The sequence below is a fragment of the Dactylosporangium sp. NPDC050688 genome (assembly GCF_040654515.1).
In the GTDB taxonomy this organism is placed as follows: Bacteria; Actinomycetota; Actinomycetes; order Mycobacteriales; family Micromonosporaceae; genus Dactylosporangium.
The window spans coordinates 1-19062 of sequence record NZ_JBFAIC010000003.1 but is presented as its reverse complement, the minus strand read 5'-3'; the positions used below and the strand labels follow the sequence as shown (position 1 = coordinate 19062).

Genomic DNA, 19062 nt, shown 5'->3' with positions numbered 1-19062 from the left:
GACCGGGCCGGCCGGCGGTGCTCGAACAGCACCGCCGGCCGGGGACGGGGTCAGCGGGTGGTGCAGATGATCGCCGGGGTCGCCGGGGTGCCGGTGCCGAGGAAGCCGTACGTGGCGGTGGCGCCGGGGGCGAGGGTGCCGTTCCAGCTGACGTTGTCCGCGGTCACCGCGGCGCCGGACTGGGTGACGGTGGCGCCCCAGGACTGGGTGATGCGTTCGCCGGCGGTGTACGTCCAGCGCGCCGTCCAGCCGGTGGTCGGGGCGGAGCCCGTGTTGCGGACGGTGACCTCGCCCTGGAAGCCGCCGGGCCACTGGCCGACGACCGTGTACGTGGCGGCGCAGCCGGGCACGGGCGGCACGCTGTCGGAGGGCGGCACCGACCGGGACGGCGACGGGGACACGGACCGGGACGGCGACACGGAGGCCGACGGCGACACCGAGCGCGACGCGGAGGGCGACGCGGACGGCAGCGTGCCGTCGAGGACGCGGACGACGGCCGGCAGCCAGCGGTCGGCCATCTTGCGGTCGCCGGAGGCGTTGGGGTGCACGCCGTCGCCGGTGTCGGTGGCGGTGCTGAAGCCGGTCCACTGATCCACGACGGTCACCGGGGAGGCGGCGGTCGTGCGGGCGGCGGCCCAGCCCGGGATCGCGGCGTTGAGGGCGACGACCCGCTGGGCGCACTCGGTGCAGCTGGACGGGTTCATGGGGATGATCTGCGCGACCAGGATCCGCATCGCCGGGTTGCTGGCGCGCATCTGGTCGACGAGCTTGCTGTACGCGGCGAGGATCGTGTCGACGGACCGGTTGCTCCACACGTCGTTGGTGCCGAAGTGCATGAGCACGACGTCGGGGCGGCTCGCGGACAGCCAGGCGGGCAGCTGGTTCTGGTCGGCGACGGCGGTGACGAGCGCGCCGCCGTGGCCTTCGCCGTCGCCGTCGTACGGCACGCCGCAGCCCTGCGGCGGCTGGGTGCCGACGAAGTCGATGTTGGTGTGACCGGTGTTCTGCAGGTCGTTCCACAGCAGCGCCCGCCAGCAGCCCGGGTTGCCGGTGATCGAGTCGCCGAGGGGCATGATGCGCACCGCCGCCGCGGCGGCGGGGCCGGCCGGCAGCGTGAGGAGCAGGGCCGCGCCGACGACGGCGGCGGTGAGGAGCGCGAGGAGGGTCCGCATCCGGGCAGTAGAGCAACGGCGTTCGACGCTGTTCAATGCCCGGGACACCCGGCGCTGGTCCCGGGCGGTCCCGGCGTGAAAGCTTCACGCCGGTGGGCGCCGCTGCGGCGGTTTCTTGCGGTGGGTGGTCGGGGCCTATCGTGGAGCCGGTGTGCCCCGAGGGTCGGCTGGAGCGTTGATGCGGCTGCGAGAGCTGGAGCGACAGACCAGGGGGATCCTCGCCGGGCTGGAGATCCCCGACCCGTTCGACCTGCGGGCGTTCTGCGCCTCCGTCGCCGCCGGCCGCGGGCGTGACCTGCACCTGCACCAGCTGCCGCAGGCCGGGGCCGACGGCACCGCGTGCGGGCTGTGGCTCGCCACCGACAAGGCCGACCACGTCTTCTACGCCGCCGGCGCCGGCTGGCTGCACCAGCAGCACATCATCCTGCACGAGATCGGGCACATCGTGTGCGACCACGTCGCGCCGCCGCCCGGGCCCGGCGACGTGACCGCCCTGCTGCTGCCGGACCTGGACCCGGCGACGGTCGCGCGGGTGCTGCGCCGCTCGTCCTACAGCGCGCCGCAGGAGCAGGTCGCCGAGATGTTCGCCACGATGCTCAACGAGCGGGCCGCCAGCGCCGCGGCCCGGCCGCCCGCCGACCCGGCCCTGGGCAACCTGTACGACGCCCTCGCCGAGCCGTTCCTGGTCGAGCGCCGTGGTCGTTGACGTCCTGGAGATCGTGGTCCTGGTCGCGTTCTGGGCGTTCACGATCTGGCGGTTCGCGACGCCGCAGACCCCGCGCGGCAAGGCGATCCGGCTCGTGGTGCTGCTGGCGACGCTGTCGTTCACGTTCAACCGGCGGGAGATCTCGTACGCGACGGACACCGTGCTGCACGTACCGGACATCTCGGTGCCGTTGAAGAACCTGGCGACGGTCGCCGCGTCCGCCGGCATGGTCCACCTCGTCGGGCTGCTGTCGCCCGACCCGGCACGGTGGGCGTGGCTACGGCGCGGGGCGTACGCGCTGCTGAGCGTCACGGCCGCGGCGATGTGCGTGCTGTTCCTGCTGGTGCCGCGCCGCCCGGCCCGCTACGACTTCGTGTACGAGCACGCCGGTGAGCCCCTGGTCACCGCGTACGCCGTGCTCACCCAGCTCGGGCTCACCGTCGGGCTGATCTGCGCGCTGGTGCTCTTCCGCCCCGCCGGGCGGGCGGTCGCGCCCAGGCCGCTGCGCACGGGGATGTGGCTGCTGAGCGCCGCCGCCGTGGTCGGGCTGCTCTTCATGGCGAACCGGGTCGTGTACCAGATCAGCCACGCCGCCGGCAGCACGGCCCTGGACGGCACGGCCGCGCAGAACGTCTCCCGCGCGCTGCTGGCGATGATGCTGCTGCTCTTCGCCGCGGGCGGCGCGCTGCCCGCGCTCGGCGGGCTGCGCCGCTGGACGTCACGCTACGTGGCGCTGCAGCGACTGCGGCCACTGTGGGCGCAGCTGTCCGCGGCCGCGCCGGGCGTGGTGCTCGGCGACCCGCCGGGGCGCCTCGGTGAGCTGTTCGCGCTGCGGAGCGTGGAGCTGCGCCTGTACCGCCGGGTCATCGAGATCCGCGACGCGCAGTGGCTGCTCGCCGGGCGGGCCGGTGAGGGCGCCGACGACGCGGCGGCGCTGCGGGCGGCGGTCCTGGCCCGGCGCCACGGCTCCCCCGCTGATGCTCGTGCCGGCTCCGACGGCGGTTTTCGCGTCGCTTCGGGGCCGGGTCGGGCTGCGCATTTCGCCACGGCGTCGCCGGCGCCGGCGTCCACGGCGTCCTCGTCGGCAGCGGACGCGGCAGCGGCGGGCAGGGCGGTTTCCGGCGCGGCTCCCAGTGCGGCTTCCGGTGCGACTCCCGGTACTGCGGCTTCCGGTGCGGCTTCCGGCACTGCGACTCCCGGTACTGCGGCTTCCGGCACTGCGGCTTCCGGTGCGGCGGCGCATGGGGCGAGTGGCCCGCCGGGCGCCTCCCAGTCGGCCGGCGGGCCCGACGTCGACGCCGAGGTCCGGGCGCTGCTCGGCCTCGCGCGGCGGTTCCGCGACGCGGCCGTGCGGGATGTCGTGGCCACCCCCGTTGGTCTCACCGGCCACAACGATCCATCTCACCCGGATGGATGACGTCAACTTCAGTTTATGGGGCGATATCGTCCATAAATCTGAGCTTATGATGGAGATTTCCATCGTGGGGGTGCGATTGTCAAGCGTCGGCACGTTGCAGGAGGCCTGGTGACCCTCGCGGAGAAGCTCGACCGGCTGTTCGCCACGGTGCACCCACCGGGCCGCGGCGAGTACAGCTACGAGGAGGTCGCGGCCGCCATCCGCGCGCGGGGGGTGATGATCTCCCATACGTACATCTGGCAGCTGCGCAAGGGTGCCCGGGACAATCCGACCAAACGGCATCTCGAGGCACTGGCGGAATTCTTCGGGGTGAATGCCGCGTACTTCCTCGACGACGAGGCCGCCCGCCGCGTCGACGAGCAGTTGGAGCTCCTCGCGGCGCTGCGGGACAACGCGGTGCGGACCATGGCGCTGCGCGCCGCCGGGCTGTCCGGCCCCAGCCTCGAGGCGATCCACGGCATGATCGAGCATGCCCGCCGGATCGAGGGCCTTCCGGACGATCCACCCTCGGCCGACGTGGTGCGAAACTGACACGCCGGGCGGGGTGTTGGCCCGGCGGCACGCGACGGTAGCGTTGCGCCAGATCGCGCGCGCGATGGTATGGAGGGTGGCACATGTCCCAGGGCGGAGAGCTGTTGACGGCTCGCGACGATTCAGGCTCGCGACCGAGCTTCAAGGTCGCGCTGCGCGGCTACGACCAGGGACAGGTCGACCAGTATCTCGCCAAGCGCGACCGGGAGCTCGCCCAGCTGGCCGCGGAGCGCAAGCGCGCCGAGGCCGACCTGCAGGACCTCGACACCCGGCTGCGCTCGATGCAGGCGCAGCGCCAGCAGCTGCAGCAGGAGCTGGCCGAGGTCCGGGACCGGCCGGCGCGGGTCGACAAGGCCTCGTTCCGGCACCTCGGGCCGATGGTCGACGACATCCTCGCGCTCGCCGAGAAGCAGGCCAACCAGATCACCAGCACCACCCAGGAGCGGGCCGCCAAGCACCAGGCCGAGGCGGAGAAGGTCCTCGCCGAGGCGCGGGAGCAGGCCGCCAAGACGCTGCAGGACCTCGAGGACGAGCTGGCCAAGCGCCGCGCCGAGGAGCAGCAGGCATACGAGGAGCGACGGGCCGCGGCGCAGGCCGAGCTCGCCGAGATCCGGGAGCTGGCGGAGCGGCTGCGGGCCAACAGTGAGGCCGCCCAGCAGCGCGCCGAGCAGGAGGCCGCCCGCATCAACGAGCAGAGCGCCGCGCAGATCAAGCACACCCAGGCGCAGGCGAAGGCGCTGCTCGAGGCGGCCCACCTCAAGATCCAGCAGGAGATCGAGGCGGCCCGCAACCAGACCCAGCAGGAGACGGCCCAGGTGAAGGCCGCCGCCGAGCAGGAGATCGCCGCGGCGAAGGCGGCCGCCGAACAGGAGGCCACCGCGCACCGCGAGGCGGTCGAGGAGGAGCTGACCCGCCAGCGGGCCACCGTCGACGAGGAGTGCGCGGCGCTGCGGTCCGAGGCCGAGCAGCACGCAGCCGACCTGCGCCGGCGCGCCGACGAGCAGAACGCGGCCGCCCAGCACCAGCTGGCCTCCGTGCAGCGGGAGATCCAGTCCCGCCGGCAGGCGCTGACCCAGCTGCAGGCCGAGCTGGACAGCACCCAGCAGCGCCTGGCGCAGACCCGGCGCGAGGGCGCGACCGCCGAGCGCGAGGTCGTGCAGTTCCAGCAGCGGCTCAAGGAGACCCGCCAGGACCTGGCCGAGGAGATGGCCCGCCTCGAGGAGGCCCGCTCCGCCGCCGAGTCCTCGGAGCGGCACGCCAAGGAGGTCCGCGCCCGCGTGCAGCGCGAGGCGAAGCGCGTCGCGGACCTCGCCGCCGCCGCCGTCATGGCGGCCGCCGCGGGCGGCGAGACCGGCGAATACGCCAAGATCCCGGTGCGCACCCCGGCGGAGCGCGCCGCCGAGCAGCAGCGCCTCGCCGACCAGCAGCGCCTGGCGGAGCAGGAGCAGCCGGGCCAGCCGCAGGCCGGTCAGGCGCAGCCGGGTCACGGGCTGCCGGGCCAGCCCATCGCCGGCCAGCCGGTCGCGGGCCGCCCCGTCGCGATCAACCCGCTCACGGGGCAGCCGGTCGCGATCAACCCGCTCACGGGGCAGCCGCTGTCGGCCCGCCCGGGCGCCGGCCAGCCGGTGACCGGCGACGACAGGGCCGCTGACAGGGCCGCCGAGGACGACCGCGACGACGAGGGCCGTGACGAGCAGGAGCCGGCCGCGGACAGCCGCTCCGGTGAGCACGCCCCGCTCGCCGCCGAGCACGACCGCCGGGGCGAGGCGGCACCGCGCAGCCTGTTCGAGCCGCGCACGCCCGCCCACGGGTCCGACGACGACCGCCCGGCCACCGGCAACGGCGGCCTCGGCAACGGCTTCGCCCGCCACTCCTCGGAGCCCACCATCCCCGCCCAGCGCGACGCGAACGCCAACGCCAACCGCTGAGCCACGCCACCGCTGAGCCACGCCACCGCAGCACGACGCCCACCGCTGAGCCACACCACGCTGAGCCACGGCGCGCAGTGCCACGGCACGACGGCACCGCTGAACAACGGCGCGCGGACCGCACGGCACCGCAGCATCTCGGCACCGCAGCATCTCGGCATCACGCCACCGCTGCACCGCCGCGATGCGCGGGGTCGTGCGGTCCGACCCGTGGTTCGGCGTCGCCGACGCCTGCGGCCCGGAACCGCTGGGTGCGCATCGGCAACGAGTCCGGCGAGCCGAGCCGCCACGTGCGGCGGCGCTGGAGAACCGCACCGCGCGGAAGCGCCGAGTGCGCGCAAGGCACCACCCCGCCCCGAGCGCGGAACGCACCACCTCGCTGAGAAGCGCGGAAGGCGCCACCCCCGCCGGGGTGGCGCCTTCGTGGCGATCGCGGGCCGGGTGGTCAGCGCCCCGCCGGCATAAAAGGCCGCTGCTGTGCGGCTGTGCCCCGATCTGGAATCGGGGGGCCTGCCGGCCGGGCCTGACGCAGTCCCGCGATGCCTGTGAGTCAACCGGATCCGCCGGGTGCCGGCAACCGGTTTACGCCGCCGCGAACAGCGACGCGTACACCAGGCGCGAGCCGTCCGTGACCACCTGGCCGCCGGCCGCCGCACCGGTCACGGTGGACAGCCGCAGGTCCAGGTACCGCTCCTCCTCCACGAACTCGACGAGCTCACCGAGCGAACCGGGCTCACCAGTCGGACCAGGCCCACCAGGCGAACCGGGCCCACCAGGCGAACCGAGCCGCCAGGCGGCGCGGGCCAGCCACTCGCCGACCTCCTCGGCGACGCGGCGGCGGCGACGCTCCAGCGCGGCCCGTACCCCGTCGAGCGTGCCGGCCGTGAAGGTGTCGTCCGGGTCGGCGACGTCCGGCCCGGGCGCGGCAAACCAGGCCGCCGGGCCGTACGCGAAGCAGACCAGCGCCATCCACACCTCGGCGAAGTAGACGGGGTCCGGCGCGATCTCCACCCCGGCGAGCCGATCGCCGATGAAGAACAGCGCGCCGAGCTGCCCGTCGAGCAGCTCCAGCCGGCTCTGGTACTGGGTGAGCACCGCCCGCTTGCGGGTCAGCACCTGCTCCAGGTGCCCGCGGGCCGGCAGCCCGTGCCGGGCGTTGAAGGCGGCGATGTCGCCCCACAGCTTGCTGTACTGGCTGGTGCCGCGCAGCCGCAGCGCCGCCGCGCGCAGCTCGACCGGCAGGATGAAGAACCACTGGTCCCGCTCGGCGAGGTAGCCGCCCTGGCTCTCCTGGACGCAGCACGCGTCGTCGAAGCGCAGCGTCTGCCCAGCGGCGATGAACGCCGAACGGCACAGGGCGTGGTTCTGCGCGGCGTCCTGGATGTAGCCGACGTGCAGCGGCACGATCGCCACGCCCGAGGTGGCCGGGTTGGTGAGCTCGACCTGGCCGTAGGTGACGACCCGGCTGAGCTTGAGCCCGCTGCGCGGCGGCGCGATCCCCGGGTACGCCCGTCCGAAGACGGGCACCATGGTGAGCGCGCCGGCGCGCTGCGGCGGTCCGAGCCGGTAGCCGGTGGTGTCCACCCCGGCCGGCAGTGGCAGGTTCATCGCGGTCCCCCTTCCGAGGTCCGGGTCGGCAGTGTGAGGGCGTGCTCGGCGGCGGTGAGCCGGCGGCGCAGCTCGGCGCCGATCCACGCGTGCGCGGCGGGACCGTCCACATGCGACAGCATCCACAGCACGAGCGGCGCCAGGTCGTCGGTGTGCCAGAACGTGCGCCGCGGCAGCGCCGGCGCGGGCCGGCGCAGCGTCAGGTCGTCGGCGTGGCCGAACGTGGCCTGGCAGAACACGACCGGGGTGGGCACCCCGGCGCCGGGCAGGGCCGCGGTGACCCGCGCCAGGTCGCCCGGGTGGACGTTCTCGTAGCCGTCGGAAACGACCGCGACGACGTCCGGCGTGACCGGCCCCGACAGCGCGTCGAGGACGGCGGTGGCCAGGTCGGTGGCGCCGCCGGGCCGGCCTGTGCCACCGACCTGGCCGCCGCCGGCGCGCACCACGACCAGCCGCGCGCAGACCCGGTCCAGGACCCGCCGCAGCGCGGCGACCTGCGACGCGACCGCCCACTCGCGCTCGCCGTAGCCACGCATCGACGCGGAGTCGTCCAGCACCAGCGCGACCGTGCCGTCGTAGCGGGGCAGCCCGGCGACGGCGGTGCCGGTGTACCGCTCGACCGCCGGCAGCAGCTCGGCGGTGGGCCCGCCGCGCAGCAGGTGCACGAGGGTCGCGGCGAGGTCGCCCCGGTTGGTCGCGGTGACCGTCGCCGGGCGCGGCCCGGTCAGGTCGAGGTCGCCGCCGGCCGGTGGGAGCGCCACGTGCGCGGTGCCGTCGTTGCGCCGGTACAGGTCCGCCACCAGCTGCATGGTCCCGGGCCGCAGCGCGGACCGCAGCCGGCCCGGGTGCGGGCGGTCGCCGCGGCGCAGCGCGTCGGCGCAGGCTCGGGCGGTGGCCCGGCCGAGGGCGTGCTCGAGGCAGTCCTGGGCGACGCCGCGGCGGGCCCGCGCGATCTGCGCGGCGTGCGGGTGCTCCAGCAGGACGGTGAGCACGGTCCGGGTGACGTGCCGGTGGTTGGCGCGGCGCCGGCGGACGGCGAGCAGCACCGTCAGCACGTCCGCCGGTGCCAGGCCGAGCGCGAGGACCCGGGTGACGCGGGCCAGGGTGTCACGGGCGGGGTCGCCGAGCCCGGCGCGGGAGGCGAGCAGCAGCTGCAGCAGCACCCGGGCCCGCTGGGTCGCGGGCACCCCGGGGGTGAGCGCGCTCAGCGCGTAGTGCTGCGGGTCGGCGGCGTACGCCCGGGCGTGCACGGCCTCGTCGTCCCAGACGAGGGCACCGGCCCTCGGCACCCGCAGCTCGGTGGCGTGGTGCTGGAGATGGCGCGCGAACGGCACGGTCATGGTCTTCCCTCCCCCGGGCGTGGTTGCCGTCACTGTCGCACCGGGAAATTCGATGGATCGAACGCTTTTCCGTGTGCAGCCGGGCGGCGGCGGCAGGGCCTGAGGACCGTACGGAGCACTGCATATACAGCTTCGCGGCGCCGTCGACAGACGTGCGGCGGTGCACGAGACTCGGGGCGGGCGAGCTGGCGGGCGAGCGAGGCGGGAGCGGGCATGGTGGTGGCGCAGGCGCCGACGGACCGGTGGTCGGAGGTCGCGTTCAGCGGCGGCAGGTCCGGGTCCGGGCCGGCGACGTGGGGGCAGCAGGCGATCTGGGACGTGGTGCGCAACCTCGGCACCGACGCGGCCAGGTACAACGTCTCCGGCGGGATGCCGCTGCCGGCGCCGGTGCCCGTGGACCGGGTCGAGGCCGCGGTGCGGGACCTGGTGCTGCTGCACGAGTCGCTGCGCACCCGGCTGCGCACCGGCGACGACGGCCGGGTCGAGCAGGTGGTGCACACCGCCGGTGGCATCCCGGTGGTGACCCGCCCGGCGGAGCCGGACACGGTGACCGCGGCGGCGTACGCGCTGCGCGACGAGCTGCTCGCGGTGCCGTTCGACGCCGAACGGCAGTGGCCGCTGCGGGTCGGGATCGTGCACGCCGGCGGCGGCGTGCGCTACGTCGTGTTCTTCCTGTCCCACACCGCCTCCGACGGCTGGGGGCTGCGCAACCTCCTCGCCGACTTCGCCGCGCTGCTGCGTGGCCCGTTGCCGGCCCGGGACCTGCTGCAGCCGCTGGAGGAGGCCGCGTTCCAGACGTCGGAGCGGGGCCGCCGCCGCGACGCCGCCGCCCGCCGCTCGTGGCTGGACAAGCTCGGCCGGGGCCCGGCGAGCCTGTTCCCGGCGCGGGCGGGCCGCCCGCCGGCCGCGACGTTCCCCAACGCGGTGCTCAACTCCCCCGCGCTGGGCCTGGCCCTGGACCGGGCCGCGGCGACCCTGTCGGTCAGCCCGGCCGCGGTCGTGCTCGCCGCGGCGGCCGCGTCCGCCGCCCGCCTCACCGGCGTCGGCGAGGCCGTCTTCCAGGTCGTGGTCAACAACCGGTTCCTGCCCGGCATGGCCGGCGGGGTCACCACGATCGCCCAGGAGGGGCTGTTCCACCTCACGCAGACCGGCGGCGGCGACTTCCCGGACCTGGTCCGGCGCACGTTCGGCGCCGCGCTGTCGGCGCAGCGGCACGCGTACTACGACAAGCTCGCCCTGGACCGTGCGGTGGCGGCGCTGGAGCACCCCGCCGACCACTCGTGTTTCGTCAACGACCAGCGAGGGCTGATGCCGGCGCTGAACTTCGCCGCGCCGGCCCCGGCGCCGCTGCGGGAGGCGCTGGCCCGTACCCGGCTGACGTGGCCGGTGGAGCACGAGCCGCGCCGGGGGGTGTCGTTCGCCCTCGACGCGCAGGACGCGCCGGGCGCGCTGGAGCTCGCGATGACCGCCGACAGCGCGCTCATGCCCCGCGCCGACATGGAGACGTTCTTGTACACGATCGAGGACCTCGTCGTGCGGGCCGCCGGCTGAGGTGCCTCCGGTCAGACCTTGGTCAGACTTTCCACACCCAGACGTCGGCGACGTGCTCGCCGGGGCCGAACAGCTGGTCGGCGGTCTGCCGGATGGCGTCGCTGTTGCCGTGGCTGTCGGCGAGGATGACCCGGTCCGCCTTCCAGTACGCCAGGTCGGTGCGCGCCTGCGCGATCTGCTCCGGGGCGAGCACCGGCACCACCCCGTCGTTGCCGACCTGCCCCAGCAGGTTCCAGGTGGGCGGGGACGCGGGGCCGAACATGGCTTTGCGCTCCGGGTCGTTCGGGTCCGGGGCGAGGAAGTACCCACCGGCGATCTTGAAGTCGAGGCGGGCGTCGGTGGCCCAGCGCATCGCGTCGAGCCCCTCCCACCAGCCGCCGGGGATCACGACCACGGTCGCCTGCTCCGGGACGTGCTGGCGCCACACCCCGCTGCTGAAGAAGACGGGCGGGAGGGGACGGTCGTTCGCCGGCTGCGGCGTCGGGATGAGCGGCAGCAGCGCCATCGCGAGCGCGGCCGCCCACAGCCAGCGGCCCGCGACCGGCAGCGGCTCGTCGTCGCGCTCCACGGGCGGTTCGGAGGCGAACGAGCCCTCGCCGAGGGCCTCGGTCTCCTGCTCGGCCTTCTCGGGCGCGGGGGTGGCCGCCACCCCGGCGGCCTGCGGCGCGACGATGAACCGGTCGACCAGGATGGCCAGGAGCACCCCGACGAGCGGGGTGACGACGAGCGCGACCCGGGTCGGCACCACCGAGTCGAACAGCGGCAGGTCGACCAGGAACCGCCACGGGCCGTGCCAGGTGGTGTCCTCGCCCTGGTACTTCACAACGGGGCCCAGCGACAGCAGCGCGAACACGACGGCGGTGACGAACAGCGCCCGGGCGCCCCGGTGCCGCCACAGGGCGGCCGCGGCGGCCGGCAGGAGCAGCAGCAGCGGCCAGCCGAAGAACGTGTTCTCCTCGGTCGGGCCGCCGAGCTTGTCGATGCGGGTGGCGTCGCCGAGGATCGAGCGGCGGCTGAAGTTCGAGAACGAGGCGAAGTCGGCGCTGAAGCCGTGCACGAAGTCGGGCAGCCCGTGGTACGCCTGCGGGCCGGCGAACTGGTGCCACAGCGGGTACGCCATGACGGCCCCCGCGACCAGTGCGGTGACGCCGAGCGCCGGCAGGGCCGCCCGCGCCGCCGGCAGGATCTCGCGGGGGCGCAGGTACACCAGCAGGAACACCAGCAACGCGAACGCCGCGAGGAACAGGACCTCCTCGTTGATGAAGCACTGGTACACCACCAGGGCGGCGAGCACGAGGCCCTTGCGCACGGTGTCGCCGGGCTCGCGCATCCGGAACACCGCCCACAGGATCAGCGGGATCATGAACTGGCCGGCGATGTTGGGGTGCCCGGTCGTCTGCGACACCATCGCCGGGGCGAAGCCGCAGAACAGTGCGCCCAGGTAGGCTGCCGTGCGGGACCGTACGACCTCGCAGCGCAGCAGCATGAAGAACCAGGAGATCGCCGTGCCGGCGGGGGCGATGGTGCTGATGATCGCGAACGTGACCGGCGCGCCGAACAGCAGGGTCACCGGGGCGAGCGGCAGGGCGAGCCCGAGGATCGACGTGTTGGCCATCAGGTTCACGCCCAGCGGGGCGTTGAGCTGGTCGGTGAAGATCGGGGAGTCACCATGGGTGAACAGGCGCGCGGCGTGCGTCAGCACCCACTCGAAGAACACCTGGTCCTGGTTGTTGTCGGCGAGCATCCGCTGCTGCGGCGCCGCCCACAGCTGGTGGAAGAGCACGACGGAGAAGATCACGTAGCTCAGGACGACAAGCGCGTTCTTTCCGCCGATTTTCACGGATGAGACCATAGCCGCACCCACGCCCGCGGCGCACGTACTGGCCTCGGAGCATCGACGTCGATAAACTACGCCAATTCCGGATAACATGATCAGATCGTGGGACCGCCGAGCTACCGAGGAGAACGCCGTGCCGCCTGGAGGCGATCGGGATCGTCGTGCGGAGATCCTCGGTGACCAGTTGATCCAGTCGGAGGTCCTGGAGGGCCTCGCGATGGCGAAGAACCACCGGAAATGGTTCGTCTCGTTCGCCACACCCTACCTCGGCGACGACCCGATCGAGGTGAGCGCCGGCCTGGGCGACTACGCGGCGGAATGGCTGGAGCACGCGCCCCGGATGACGGTCACCGAGGCCGACCCGGACCGGCTGCTCGCGCTCAAGGAGCGCTTCTCCAGCAACCGCGAGGTCGCCATCCGCGAGCTGATGCTGCCCAGCGACATCAGCGCCGAGCACAGCGCCGCGGTGTCCTACAACGTCCTGGAGCACATCGAGGACGACCTGGGCGCGCTGCGCACCATGCGGTCCCTGGTGCGCCCGGGCGGCTACGTGGTCATCGTGGTGCCGGCGTTCCCGTTCGCGATGGGCCCGGCCGACATCGCCACCGGGCACGTGCGCCGGTACACCCGCAGGTCCATGCGGGAGGTCCTGCTCGCCGCCGACCTGCAGATCGAGCGGCTGCACTACGCCAACTCCCTCGGCCTGATCGGCTACTACGTCTCGACGTGCCTGCTGCGGCAGAAGCCGGGCCCGGGCCTGATGGTGAAGTTCTACGACTCGACGGTCGCGCCGATGACCCGCCTCGCCGAGCGGTTCGTCACCCCGCCGTTCGGCCAGTCCGTGATCGCCGTCGCCCGCCGCCCCGCCTGAAAGTTTCGCGTTTCCACGGTTCGCCCGGCCGGGTGGAGCAGAGCCACCCGTCAGGGTCGCCGGTGACGATCGGGCACCGTGTTTCGCGCCCAGCGGTGGCCGCGGCGCGGGCAGCGGTCCACGCCCCCGCCACCGCGCCGAGCCCTGCATCATTCACGGTGATCCATGTCGCGGGTATCATGGACGCGGGAGCCGCACAGCGCCGCGGACAGCCTCTGAGCTGCACCGCAGGCGTCGCCATGCACGCATTTCGCATCGACGTGACGGAGTTCCCTGTGCAACTTTCAGCCCTCGGCAAACGCCTCACCATCGGCGCCGCCGCCGTCCTGACCGCCGCCGTGGCCGCAGTCGTCGTCGCCCAGAGTCCCGCCGCCGCGCACGGCTCGGTCACCGACCCGCCGTCGCGCAACTACGGCTGCTGGGCCAGGTGGGGCACCGACCACCTGAACCCGAACATGGCCCAGACCGACCCCATGTGCGCCCAGGCCTGGCAGGCCAACCCGGACACCATGTGGAACTGGAACGGCCTCTACCGTGAGGGCGTCGGCGGCAACCACCAGGCCGTCATCCCCGACGGCCAGCTCTGCAGCGGCGGTCGCACGCAGAACGGCCGGTACGCGTCCCTGGACGCCATCGGCAACTGGGTGGCCGCGACGAAGCCGAACAACTTCACGCTGACGCTCACCGACGCTGCCCAGCACGGCGCCGACTACCTGCGCATCTACATCACCAAGCAGGGCTTCGACCCGACCACGCAGCCGCTGACGTGGGGCAGCCTGGAACTGGTCAACACCACCGGGCGGTACGCGCCGGCGCCGCAGTACCAGGCGCAGGTCAACGCCGGTTCCCGCACCGGCCGGCACGTCGTGTACACGATCTGGCAGGCCAGCCACCTGGACCAGCCGTACTACCTGTGCAGCGACGTGATCTTCACCGGCGGGAACGGCCCGACCGACAGCCCCTCCACCCCGAACACCAGCCCGTCGCCGAGCCGCAGCACCAGCCCGAGCGCGAGCCCGAGCGGCAACACCAGCGTGCCGCCCGGCGGCTGCGCGGCGTCGTACGCCAAGACCAACGAGTGGGCGGGCGGCTTCGGCGCCAACATCACCGTCACCGCCGGCGCCGGCCCGATCAACGGCTGGACCGTCAAGCTGACCTGGGCGAACGGCCAGACGATCACGTCGTACTGGAACGCCACGATCACCTCGGCCGGAGGCGTCTCGACCGCCACGAACGTCAACTACAACGGCAAGCTCGGCGCCGGGGCGTCCACGAGCTTCGGCTTCAACGGCGCCTGGACCGGCACCAACTCGGCCCCGGCGGTGAGCTGCACCGCCAGCTGACTTGCCGGCACTTCACTTTCGAGATAGCTTTTCTAAAAGCTTTTTTCGGAGGTGTACGTGCAACGCCAGGTTCTTGTCCGTAACGCCCACGTCGTGCCCGGCAGCGGTCCCGAGCTGCCGGGCACCGACGTGCTCTGCACCGACGGCGTCAGCACCGCCGTCGCCCCCGGCCTCGGCGCCCGGGCCGCGCCCGGCTGCGAGGTCATCGACGCGACCGGGCTGACCATGACCGCGGGGTTCGTCGACGCGGACCGCCACGTGTAGCAGGCGCCGCTGCGCGGCACCGGCGCCGACATGGCGATGCCCCGCTACCTCACCGAGGTCCTCGGCACCGCCCTGCACGCCATGACCCCCGCCGACGCGGCCGCGGCGACCAGGCTCGGCGCGGCGCTCGCGCTCGACGCCGGGATCATCACGGTCTTCGACTACAGCAACGCGACCCGCTCCCCCGAGCACACCGACGCCGTCGTCGAGGCGTTCGAGGCCGCCGGCATCCGCGCCGTCGTCGGCCACGGCGACCCGGCGGCGACCGCGGACGTGCGGCGGCTCGCGGCCCGCACCGGCCGGGTCACCGGCGCCCTGTCGACCCCGGCCCCGAATACGGCGACTGGGACGAGACCGTCGCGCAGCTCGCGTTCGGCCGCGAGCTCGGGCTGACCGTGTCCGCGCACGCCGGCGGCGCCAGCGTGCGCCGCCTGCACGACGAGCGCCTGCTCGGCCCGGACCTGCAGCTGGTGCACCTCAACGCGGTCACCGCCGGCGACGCGAAGCTGCTCGCGGAGACCGGCACCGCCGTGGTGGTCACGCCGACGGTCGAGGCGGTCATGGGGCACGGCGCGTCGGCGTACGGGCGGCTCACCGACGCCGGCGCCCGGCCCGCGTTCGGCGTCGACGTCGTCATCAACAACCCGCCGGACCTGTTCGAGCCGCTGCGCGACACGCTGCGCACCGGCCGGCTGGCGAGCGGGTCCGCGGCACTGCCGCCGGCCGCGGACCTGCTGCGGGCCGCCACCGCCGACGGTGCGCGGGCCGTAGGTCTCGGCGGCGTCGTCGGTACCGTCGAGGCCGGCAGACGCGCGGACCTGCTGCTGCTCGACGGGCTCGGGCACCTGACCGGCGAGCGCGCCGGGGCGGTCGTGTCGTGCCTGACGGCCACGAACGTGCGGACCGTGCTCGTCGACGGCCACGTGGTGAAGCGCGACGGCCGCCTGGTGTGACACCGCGGGGGCGGGACCGGACGACCGGCCCCGCCCCCCCTTCGTGGCGGATTTCCGTGGTGGGCCTTGGTGCTGGTTCAGAAACTGTCGGCGGTACGGATGCGGCCGCGGACCCAGGCGCCGGACTCGCTCAGCGACGACGGGTTGGTGTAGCTGCCCGCCGCGCAGGTGCCCGGCCGGAACGCGGCGCTGCTCTCGTCCGCGTCCGAGTAGGTCCAGTTCGCGTAGCTGATCTTCTTCGAGTCGAGCAGGTCCAGCCAGGCGGCGCTGCTGGCCAGGTCGACGGCGCCGCCGCCGGTGGCGCTGACCGTGCCGAACTCGGACACGAACAGCGGCAGCCGGCCCGCCGCCCGGGACACCACCGTGCGGTAGTTGTCCTTGTGCGACGCGGCGTAGAAGTGGAACGCGTACATGATGTTCGTGGCGTTCACCGGGCTCGCGACGATCTCGTTCTCGTCGGCGCCGTTGGACACGCCCAGCGACGACCAGCCGCGGGTGCCGACGATGACGACCGCGTCCGGGTCGTTCGCTCGGATCACCGGGATGACCTGGTCCGCGTAGTTCTTGATCTGCTGCCACGTGACGCCGTTGGGCTCGTTGGCGATCTCGTAGATGACGTTCTTCTTGTTCGCGTTGCGCGCCGACACGGCGGCGAAGAACGTCTTGGCCCGGTCGAGGTTGTAGTTCGGGTCGCCCGGCGTCAGGGTGTGGAAGTCGATGATCGCGTACATGCCCTTGGCCTCGGCCAGGTCCACGTACTGGTTCACCTGGTTGGTGAACGCGGACGGGTTGGTCTCGTAGCCCTGCTCCTGGACGTACATCGCGATCCGCAGCAGATCGGACTTCCAGTCGTCGGCGAGTGCGGCCACCGAGGCGGTGTTGACGCACGAGGAGAACCACTGGATGCCGTGGGTGCTCATGCCCCGCAGCTGGATCGCCTTGTTGTTCTGGTTGCAGAGGTTGACACCGCACACGTGCAGCTGCCCGTTCGCGGCCAGGGGCGTGCCGCCCGTCGGCGTGGACGGGCTCGTGGAGGCGCTGGGCGACTGGGACGGCGTCCTGCTCGGCGTCGGGCTGTTCGTGACCGTCCCCGTGCACGTCACGCCGTTGAGCGTGAACGTCGCCGGCGACGGGTTGCTGCCGGTCCACGTGCCGTTGAACCCGATGCTGGTGGACGCGCCGGTGGCGAGCGCGCCGTTGTAGTCGAGGCTGCGGGCGGTGACGGCGCTGCCGCTCTGGCTGTAGGTCGCCGACCAGCCCTGCCCGACCCGCTGCCCCGCGTCGGGGAACGTGAAGCCGAGCGTCCAACCGTTCACGGCGTCGCCGAGGTTGGTGATGGTGATGTTGCCGGTGAACCCGCCCGGCCAGGTGTTCGCCGTGTACGCGACCCGGCAGCCGCTCGCCGCGGACGCGTTGACGGCGGGCAGGACGACGATACCGGTGACCGCGAGGGCGGAGGCGGCGCCCACCGCGAGCAGACCACGTCTGTGCAAGACCTTCATGACCGGCGATCCTGGACGCCCTTTTTTCGTGACGCCAGCACAAGCCCTGTCCCGGGACACCCCCGACCTGGCCCTTTGCCCAGCTCACCACCCCTGCGCCGCGGCTGTCGGCACCACGACGCCGATGAAACGTTCATGGGCGCTACCGTTGACCCCGTGAGTGGGTTGCAGCGGTTCGAGAAGCGGCTCGAGGGCCTGGTCGAAGGCGCGTTCGCCAAGGTGTTCAAGGGTGTCGTCCACCCGGTGGAGATCCTCAACGCGATGCAGGGCGAGGCCAACGCCGGCAAGACGAGCCTGCCCGGCGGCCGCATCCTCGTGCCGAACCGCTACGTGATCGTGCTCTCTCCCGCCGACCACGACCGGCTCGCCCCGTACGCCGCCGCCCTCGCCAAGGAACTCGCCCAGTCCCAGGCCGAGTACATCGGCGAGCAGGGCTGGGCCGTCTACGGCGACATCCTGGTCGAGGTCGCCCGCGGCGAGACCCTGGAGACCGGCCTGTTCCGCGTCGACGCCCAGGTCTACACCGGCGCCGACCAACGCACCCGCCGCGGCCCCGACAGCGGCGTGCGCCTCGTCACCGACGACGGCTACGCTCACGCGGTCCAGCGCGGCTCCACCGTCATCGGCCGCGGCGAGCAGGCCGACCTGCGCCTCGCCGACACGGGCGCGTCCCGCCAGCACGCCCGCCTCGACTTCGACGGCACCCGGCTCACCCTCACCGACCTCGGCTCGGCCAACGGCTCCCGCGTCAACGGCCAGAAGGTCACCTCGGCCACCATCAACCCCGGCGACGAGATCGTCATCGGCACGACCCGCCTGTCGGTCCGCATGGAAACCCCGACCGGCCCGTTCTGACCGGCTGCGTCGCCGCCCGGCTGCGTCGCCGCCCGGCTGCGTCGCCGCCCGGCTTGGATGACGCCGGGTGACGACTTCGTACGGCGATTTGGAAGCCTGGAGTACCGTACGAGAAGCGGTGTCGCACGGAGGTCCTGGACGCCCTGCCCTCCGGTCCACCGGGCACTGCCTGTATGGATCGGCTGTGTCTGTATGGATCGGCTGTGTCTGTATGGCCCGGCGTGGCACTGGGTGGCCGGCACGGGTCCGGTCGCGGCCGCGCGGACCACCGGCAGCACGGACCACCGGCAGCGCCGCGCCGGACACGGTGCCGCGGCAGTCTCCGCGCGACGGCCGTGCTGCGCGGTCTTCGGTGACCCGCGATCTCCCGTGACGGGCAGTATTCGGTGACCGGCCGGGGTCACCTACCCGGTGGATCCCTGGTACCCGGTGGATCCCTGTGGTCAGGGGAACAGTAGGCAACCGGGTAGTGCTCGCCCCGGCCCTGCCGCGGCGCGGCTCTGCCCCCGGCCCACGGCTCTGCCCCCGGCCCACGGCTCTGCCCCCGGCCCGCGGCCTCCGCCCCTTGCCCGGGCCAAGCAGAGCCAGGCCGAACGCCAGGCCGAACGCCAGGCCGCGGTACATCCCAGCGTCTCGCAACAGGGCCTGCTGCCTGCGCGGTTCACGTGCTCCGGCTCGGGCGGCACGCTGGAAACCCATTGAGGGCTGGCCGCCAAGGTCCAGCCCGCCGCCGGGAAGGCGAAAGGCCGGCGGACCCGCCGAGAAGCTGCGGACGCCCGAAACGCCCTCTGATCGCAGAATGCCCGGGATTCCATCGAATCTGTGCTGATACGGGTCCAGTCGCGGCTGTGCGGGCCACCGGCAGCGCCGCGACGGACACAGCACCGCGGCATACTCCGCGCGACGGCCGCACTGCGCGGTCCCCGCGACACGCGGTCCCCGCGACACGCCGGGGGGTCACCTACCCGGTGGATCCCTGGTACCCGGTGGATCCCTGTGGTCAGGGGAACAGTAGGCAACCGGGTAGTGCCCGCCCCGCCCCGCCCCGCCCCGCCCCGCCCGCGGCGCTGGCCGCTGGGGGTCCAGCCCGCCTCGGGGTGCGCGGCCAGGTCGACGCCCTCCTGGAGGCCAACACCCTGCCCAACGTGCGGCTGCAGGTCATTCCGTTCAACGCGGGCGGCCAC

General features: G+C 73.5%; 16 protein-coding genes and 1 pseudogene. 12 read left to right on the top strand and 5 right to left on the bottom strand.

Annotated features, from left to right (window positions below; genetic code table 11):
• Positions 1-50: 50 nt before the first annotated feature.
• Entirely contained in the window at positions 51-1172 is a 1122-nt protein-coding gene (locus AB0H83_RS04265; RefSeq protein ID WP_360086559.1) for a cellulose binding domain-containing protein, read from the bottom strand.
• 178 nt (positions 1173-1350) lie between these two features.
• Here AB0H83_RS04265 and AB0H83_RS04260 point away from each other — a divergent pair, with 178 nt between their 5' ends.
• The 4 genes from AB0H83_RS04260 (at position 1351) to AB0H83_RS04245 (ending at position 5754) form a co-directional block, all read left to right on the top strand.
• Complete coding sequence (locus AB0H83_RS04260) at positions 1351-1878, top strand: hypothetical protein (protein WP_360086556.1); 528 nt, start codon at positions 1351-1353, stop codon at positions 1876-1878.
• Entirely contained in the window at positions 1868-3295 is a 1428-nt protein-coding gene (locus AB0H83_RS04255; RefSeq protein ID WP_360086553.1) for an MAB_1171c family putative transporter, read from the top strand. The genes AB0H83_RS04260 and AB0H83_RS04255 overlap by 11 nt, the downstream gene beginning before the upstream one ends.
• A gap of 108 nt (positions 3296-3403) precedes the next feature.
• The gene (locus AB0H83_RS04250) at positions 3404-3826 is read left to right on the top strand and encodes an XRE family transcriptional regulator (RefSeq protein ID WP_360086550.1); all 423 of its coding nucleotides are present in this window, start codon (positions 3404-3406) and stop codon (positions 3824-3826) included.
• Positions 3827-3909: 83 nt separating this feature from the next.
• Positions 3910-5754, top strand: coding sequence for a hypothetical protein (locus AB0H83_RS04245; protein WP_360086547.1), 1845 nt, complete (start codon positions 3910-3912; stop codon positions 5752-5754).
• Positions 5755-6336: 582 nt separating this feature from the next.
• On the opposite strand, the gene AB0H83_RS04240 is transcribed toward AB0H83_RS04245, so the two are convergent.
• Both AB0H83_RS04240 and AB0H83_RS04235 read right to left on the bottom strand, forming a co-directional pair.
• On the bottom strand, positions 6337-7362 hold the full coding sequence (locus tag AB0H83_RS04240; RefSeq protein WP_360086544.1) for a DUF6569 family protein: 1026 nt from the start codon (positions 7360-7362) through the stop codon (positions 6337-6339).
• A complete protein-coding gene (locus AB0H83_RS04235) occupies positions 7359-8702 on the bottom strand; it encodes a hypothetical protein (RefSeq protein ID WP_360086541.1) in 1344 nt (447 codons plus the stop codon). Before AB0H83_RS04235 ends, AB0H83_RS04240 begins: the two co-directional genes overlap by 4 nt.
• A 213-nt stretch (positions 8703-8915) precedes the next feature.
• On the opposite strand from AB0H83_RS04235, the gene AB0H83_RS04230 reads away from it, so the two are divergent.
• Positions 8916-10253 (top strand): condensation domain-containing protein, encoded by a 1338-nt coding sequence (locus AB0H83_RS04230; RefSeq protein WP_360086538.1) that lies wholly within the window; start codon positions 8916-8918, stop codon positions 10251-10253.
• A 22-nt stretch (positions 10254-10275) separates the two neighbouring features.
• On the opposite strand, the gene AB0H83_RS04225 is transcribed toward AB0H83_RS04230, so the two are convergent.
• Positions 10276-12093 carry a hypothetical protein gene (locus AB0H83_RS04225; RefSeq protein ID WP_360086535.1) on the bottom strand — a complete coding sequence of 606 codons (1818 nt, stop codon included), beginning with the start codon at positions 12091-12093 and terminating at the stop codon, positions 10276-10278.
• A 214-nt stretch (positions 12094-12307) separates the two neighbouring features.
• Here AB0H83_RS04225 and AB0H83_RS04220 point away from each other — a divergent pair, with 214 nt between their 5' ends.
• The 5 genes from AB0H83_RS04220 to AB0H83_RS04200 all read left to right on the top strand — a co-directional run bounded on the left by AB0H83_RS04220 (position 12308) and on the right by AB0H83_RS04200 (position 15521).
• The gene (locus tag AB0H83_RS04220; protein WP_360087299.1) at positions 12308-12961 is read left to right on the top strand and encodes a methyltransferase domain-containing protein; all 654 of its coding nucleotides are present in this window, start codon (positions 12308-12310) and stop codon (positions 12959-12961) included.
• Between the two features lie 275 nt (positions 12962-13236).
• The gene (locus tag AB0H83_RS04215) at positions 13237-14304 is read left to right on the top strand and encodes a lytic polysaccharide monooxygenase (RefSeq protein WP_360086533.1); all 1068 of its coding nucleotides are present in this window, start codon (positions 13237-13239) and stop codon (positions 14302-14304) included.
• 57 nt (positions 14305-14361) lie between these two features.
• Positions 14362-14568, top strand: a complete 207-nt coding sequence (locus AB0H83_RS04210) for a hypothetical protein (RefSeq protein ID WP_360086530.1) — start codon at positions 14362-14364, stop codon at positions 14566-14568.
• Positions 14569-14598: 30 nt separating this feature from the next.
• On the top strand, positions 14599-14961 hold the full coding sequence (locus AB0H83_RS04205; protein WP_360086527.1) for a hypothetical protein: 363 nt from the start codon (positions 14599-14601) through the stop codon (positions 14959-14961).
• Between the two features lie 2 nt (positions 14962-14963).
• Positions 14964-15521 (top strand): amidohydrolase family protein, encoded by a 558-nt coding sequence (locus AB0H83_RS04200; RefSeq protein WP_360086524.1) that lies wholly within the window; start codon positions 14964-14966, stop codon positions 15519-15521.
• 77 nt (positions 15522-15598) lie between these two features.
• Here the strand turns inward: AB0H83_RS04200 and AB0H83_RS04195 are convergent, their stop codons facing one another.
• Entirely contained in the window at positions 15599-17023 is a 1425-nt protein-coding gene (locus AB0H83_RS04195) for a cellulase family glycosylhydrolase (protein WP_360086521.1), read from the bottom strand.
• Positions 17024-17158: 135 nt separating this feature from the next.
• Between AB0H83_RS04195 and AB0H83_RS04190 the strand changes: the two genes are divergently transcribed.
• Positions 17159-17878 carry a DUF3662 and FHA domain-containing protein gene (locus AB0H83_RS04190; protein ID WP_360086518.1) on the top strand — a complete coding sequence of 240 codons (720 nt, stop codon included), beginning with the start codon at positions 17159-17161 and terminating at the stop codon, positions 17876-17878.
• Between the two features lie 1076 nt (positions 17879-18954).
• Positions 18955-19062 (top strand): annotated as a pseudogene (locus AB0H83_RS04185) (Scr1 family TA system antitoxin-like transcriptional regulator); the annotation flags it as partial.

Bases quoted from the DNA above. Each gene is read 5' to 3' on its own strand.
- AB0H83_RS04265 (WP_360086559.1), bottom strand. From the start codon at position 1,172: ATGCGGACCCTCCTCGCGCTCCTCACCGCCGCCGTCGTCGGCGCGGCC.
- AB0H83_RS04260 (WP_360086556.1), top strand. From the start codon at position 1,351: ATGCGGCTGCGAGAGCTGGAGCGACAGACCAGGGGGATCCTCGCCGGG.
- AB0H83_RS04245 (WP_360086547.1), top strand. From the start codon at position 3,910: ATGTCCCAGGGCGGAGAGCTGTTGACGGCTCGCGACGATTCAGGCTCG.
- AB0H83_RS04240 (WP_360086544.1), bottom strand. From the start codon at position 7,362: ATGAACCTGCCACTGCCGGCCGGGGTGGACACCACCGGCTACCGGCTC.
- AB0H83_RS04235 (WP_360086541.1), bottom strand. From the start codon at position 8,702: ATGACCGTGCCGTTCGCGCGCCATCTCCAGCACCACGCCACCGAGCTG.
- AB0H83_RS04230 (WP_360086538.1), top strand. From the start codon at position 8,916: ATGGTGGTGGCGCAGGCGCCGACGGACCGGTGGTCGGAGGTCGCGTTC.
- AB0H83_RS04220 (WP_360087299.1), top strand. From the start codon at position 12,308: ATGGCGAAGAACCACCGGAAATGGTTCGTCTCGTTCGCCACACCCTAC.
- AB0H83_RS04205 (WP_360086527.1), top strand. From the start codon at position 14,599: ATGGCGATGCCCCGCTACCTCACCGAGGTCCTCGGCACCGCCCTGCAC.
- AB0H83_RS04195 (WP_360086521.1), bottom strand. From the start codon at position 17,023: ATGAAGGTCTTGCACAGACGTGGTCTGCTCGCGGTGGGCGCCGCCTCC.
- AB0H83_RS04190 (WP_360086518.1), top strand. From the start codon at position 17,159: ATGGGCGCTACCGTTGACCCCGTGAGTGGGTTGCAGCGGTTCGAGAAG.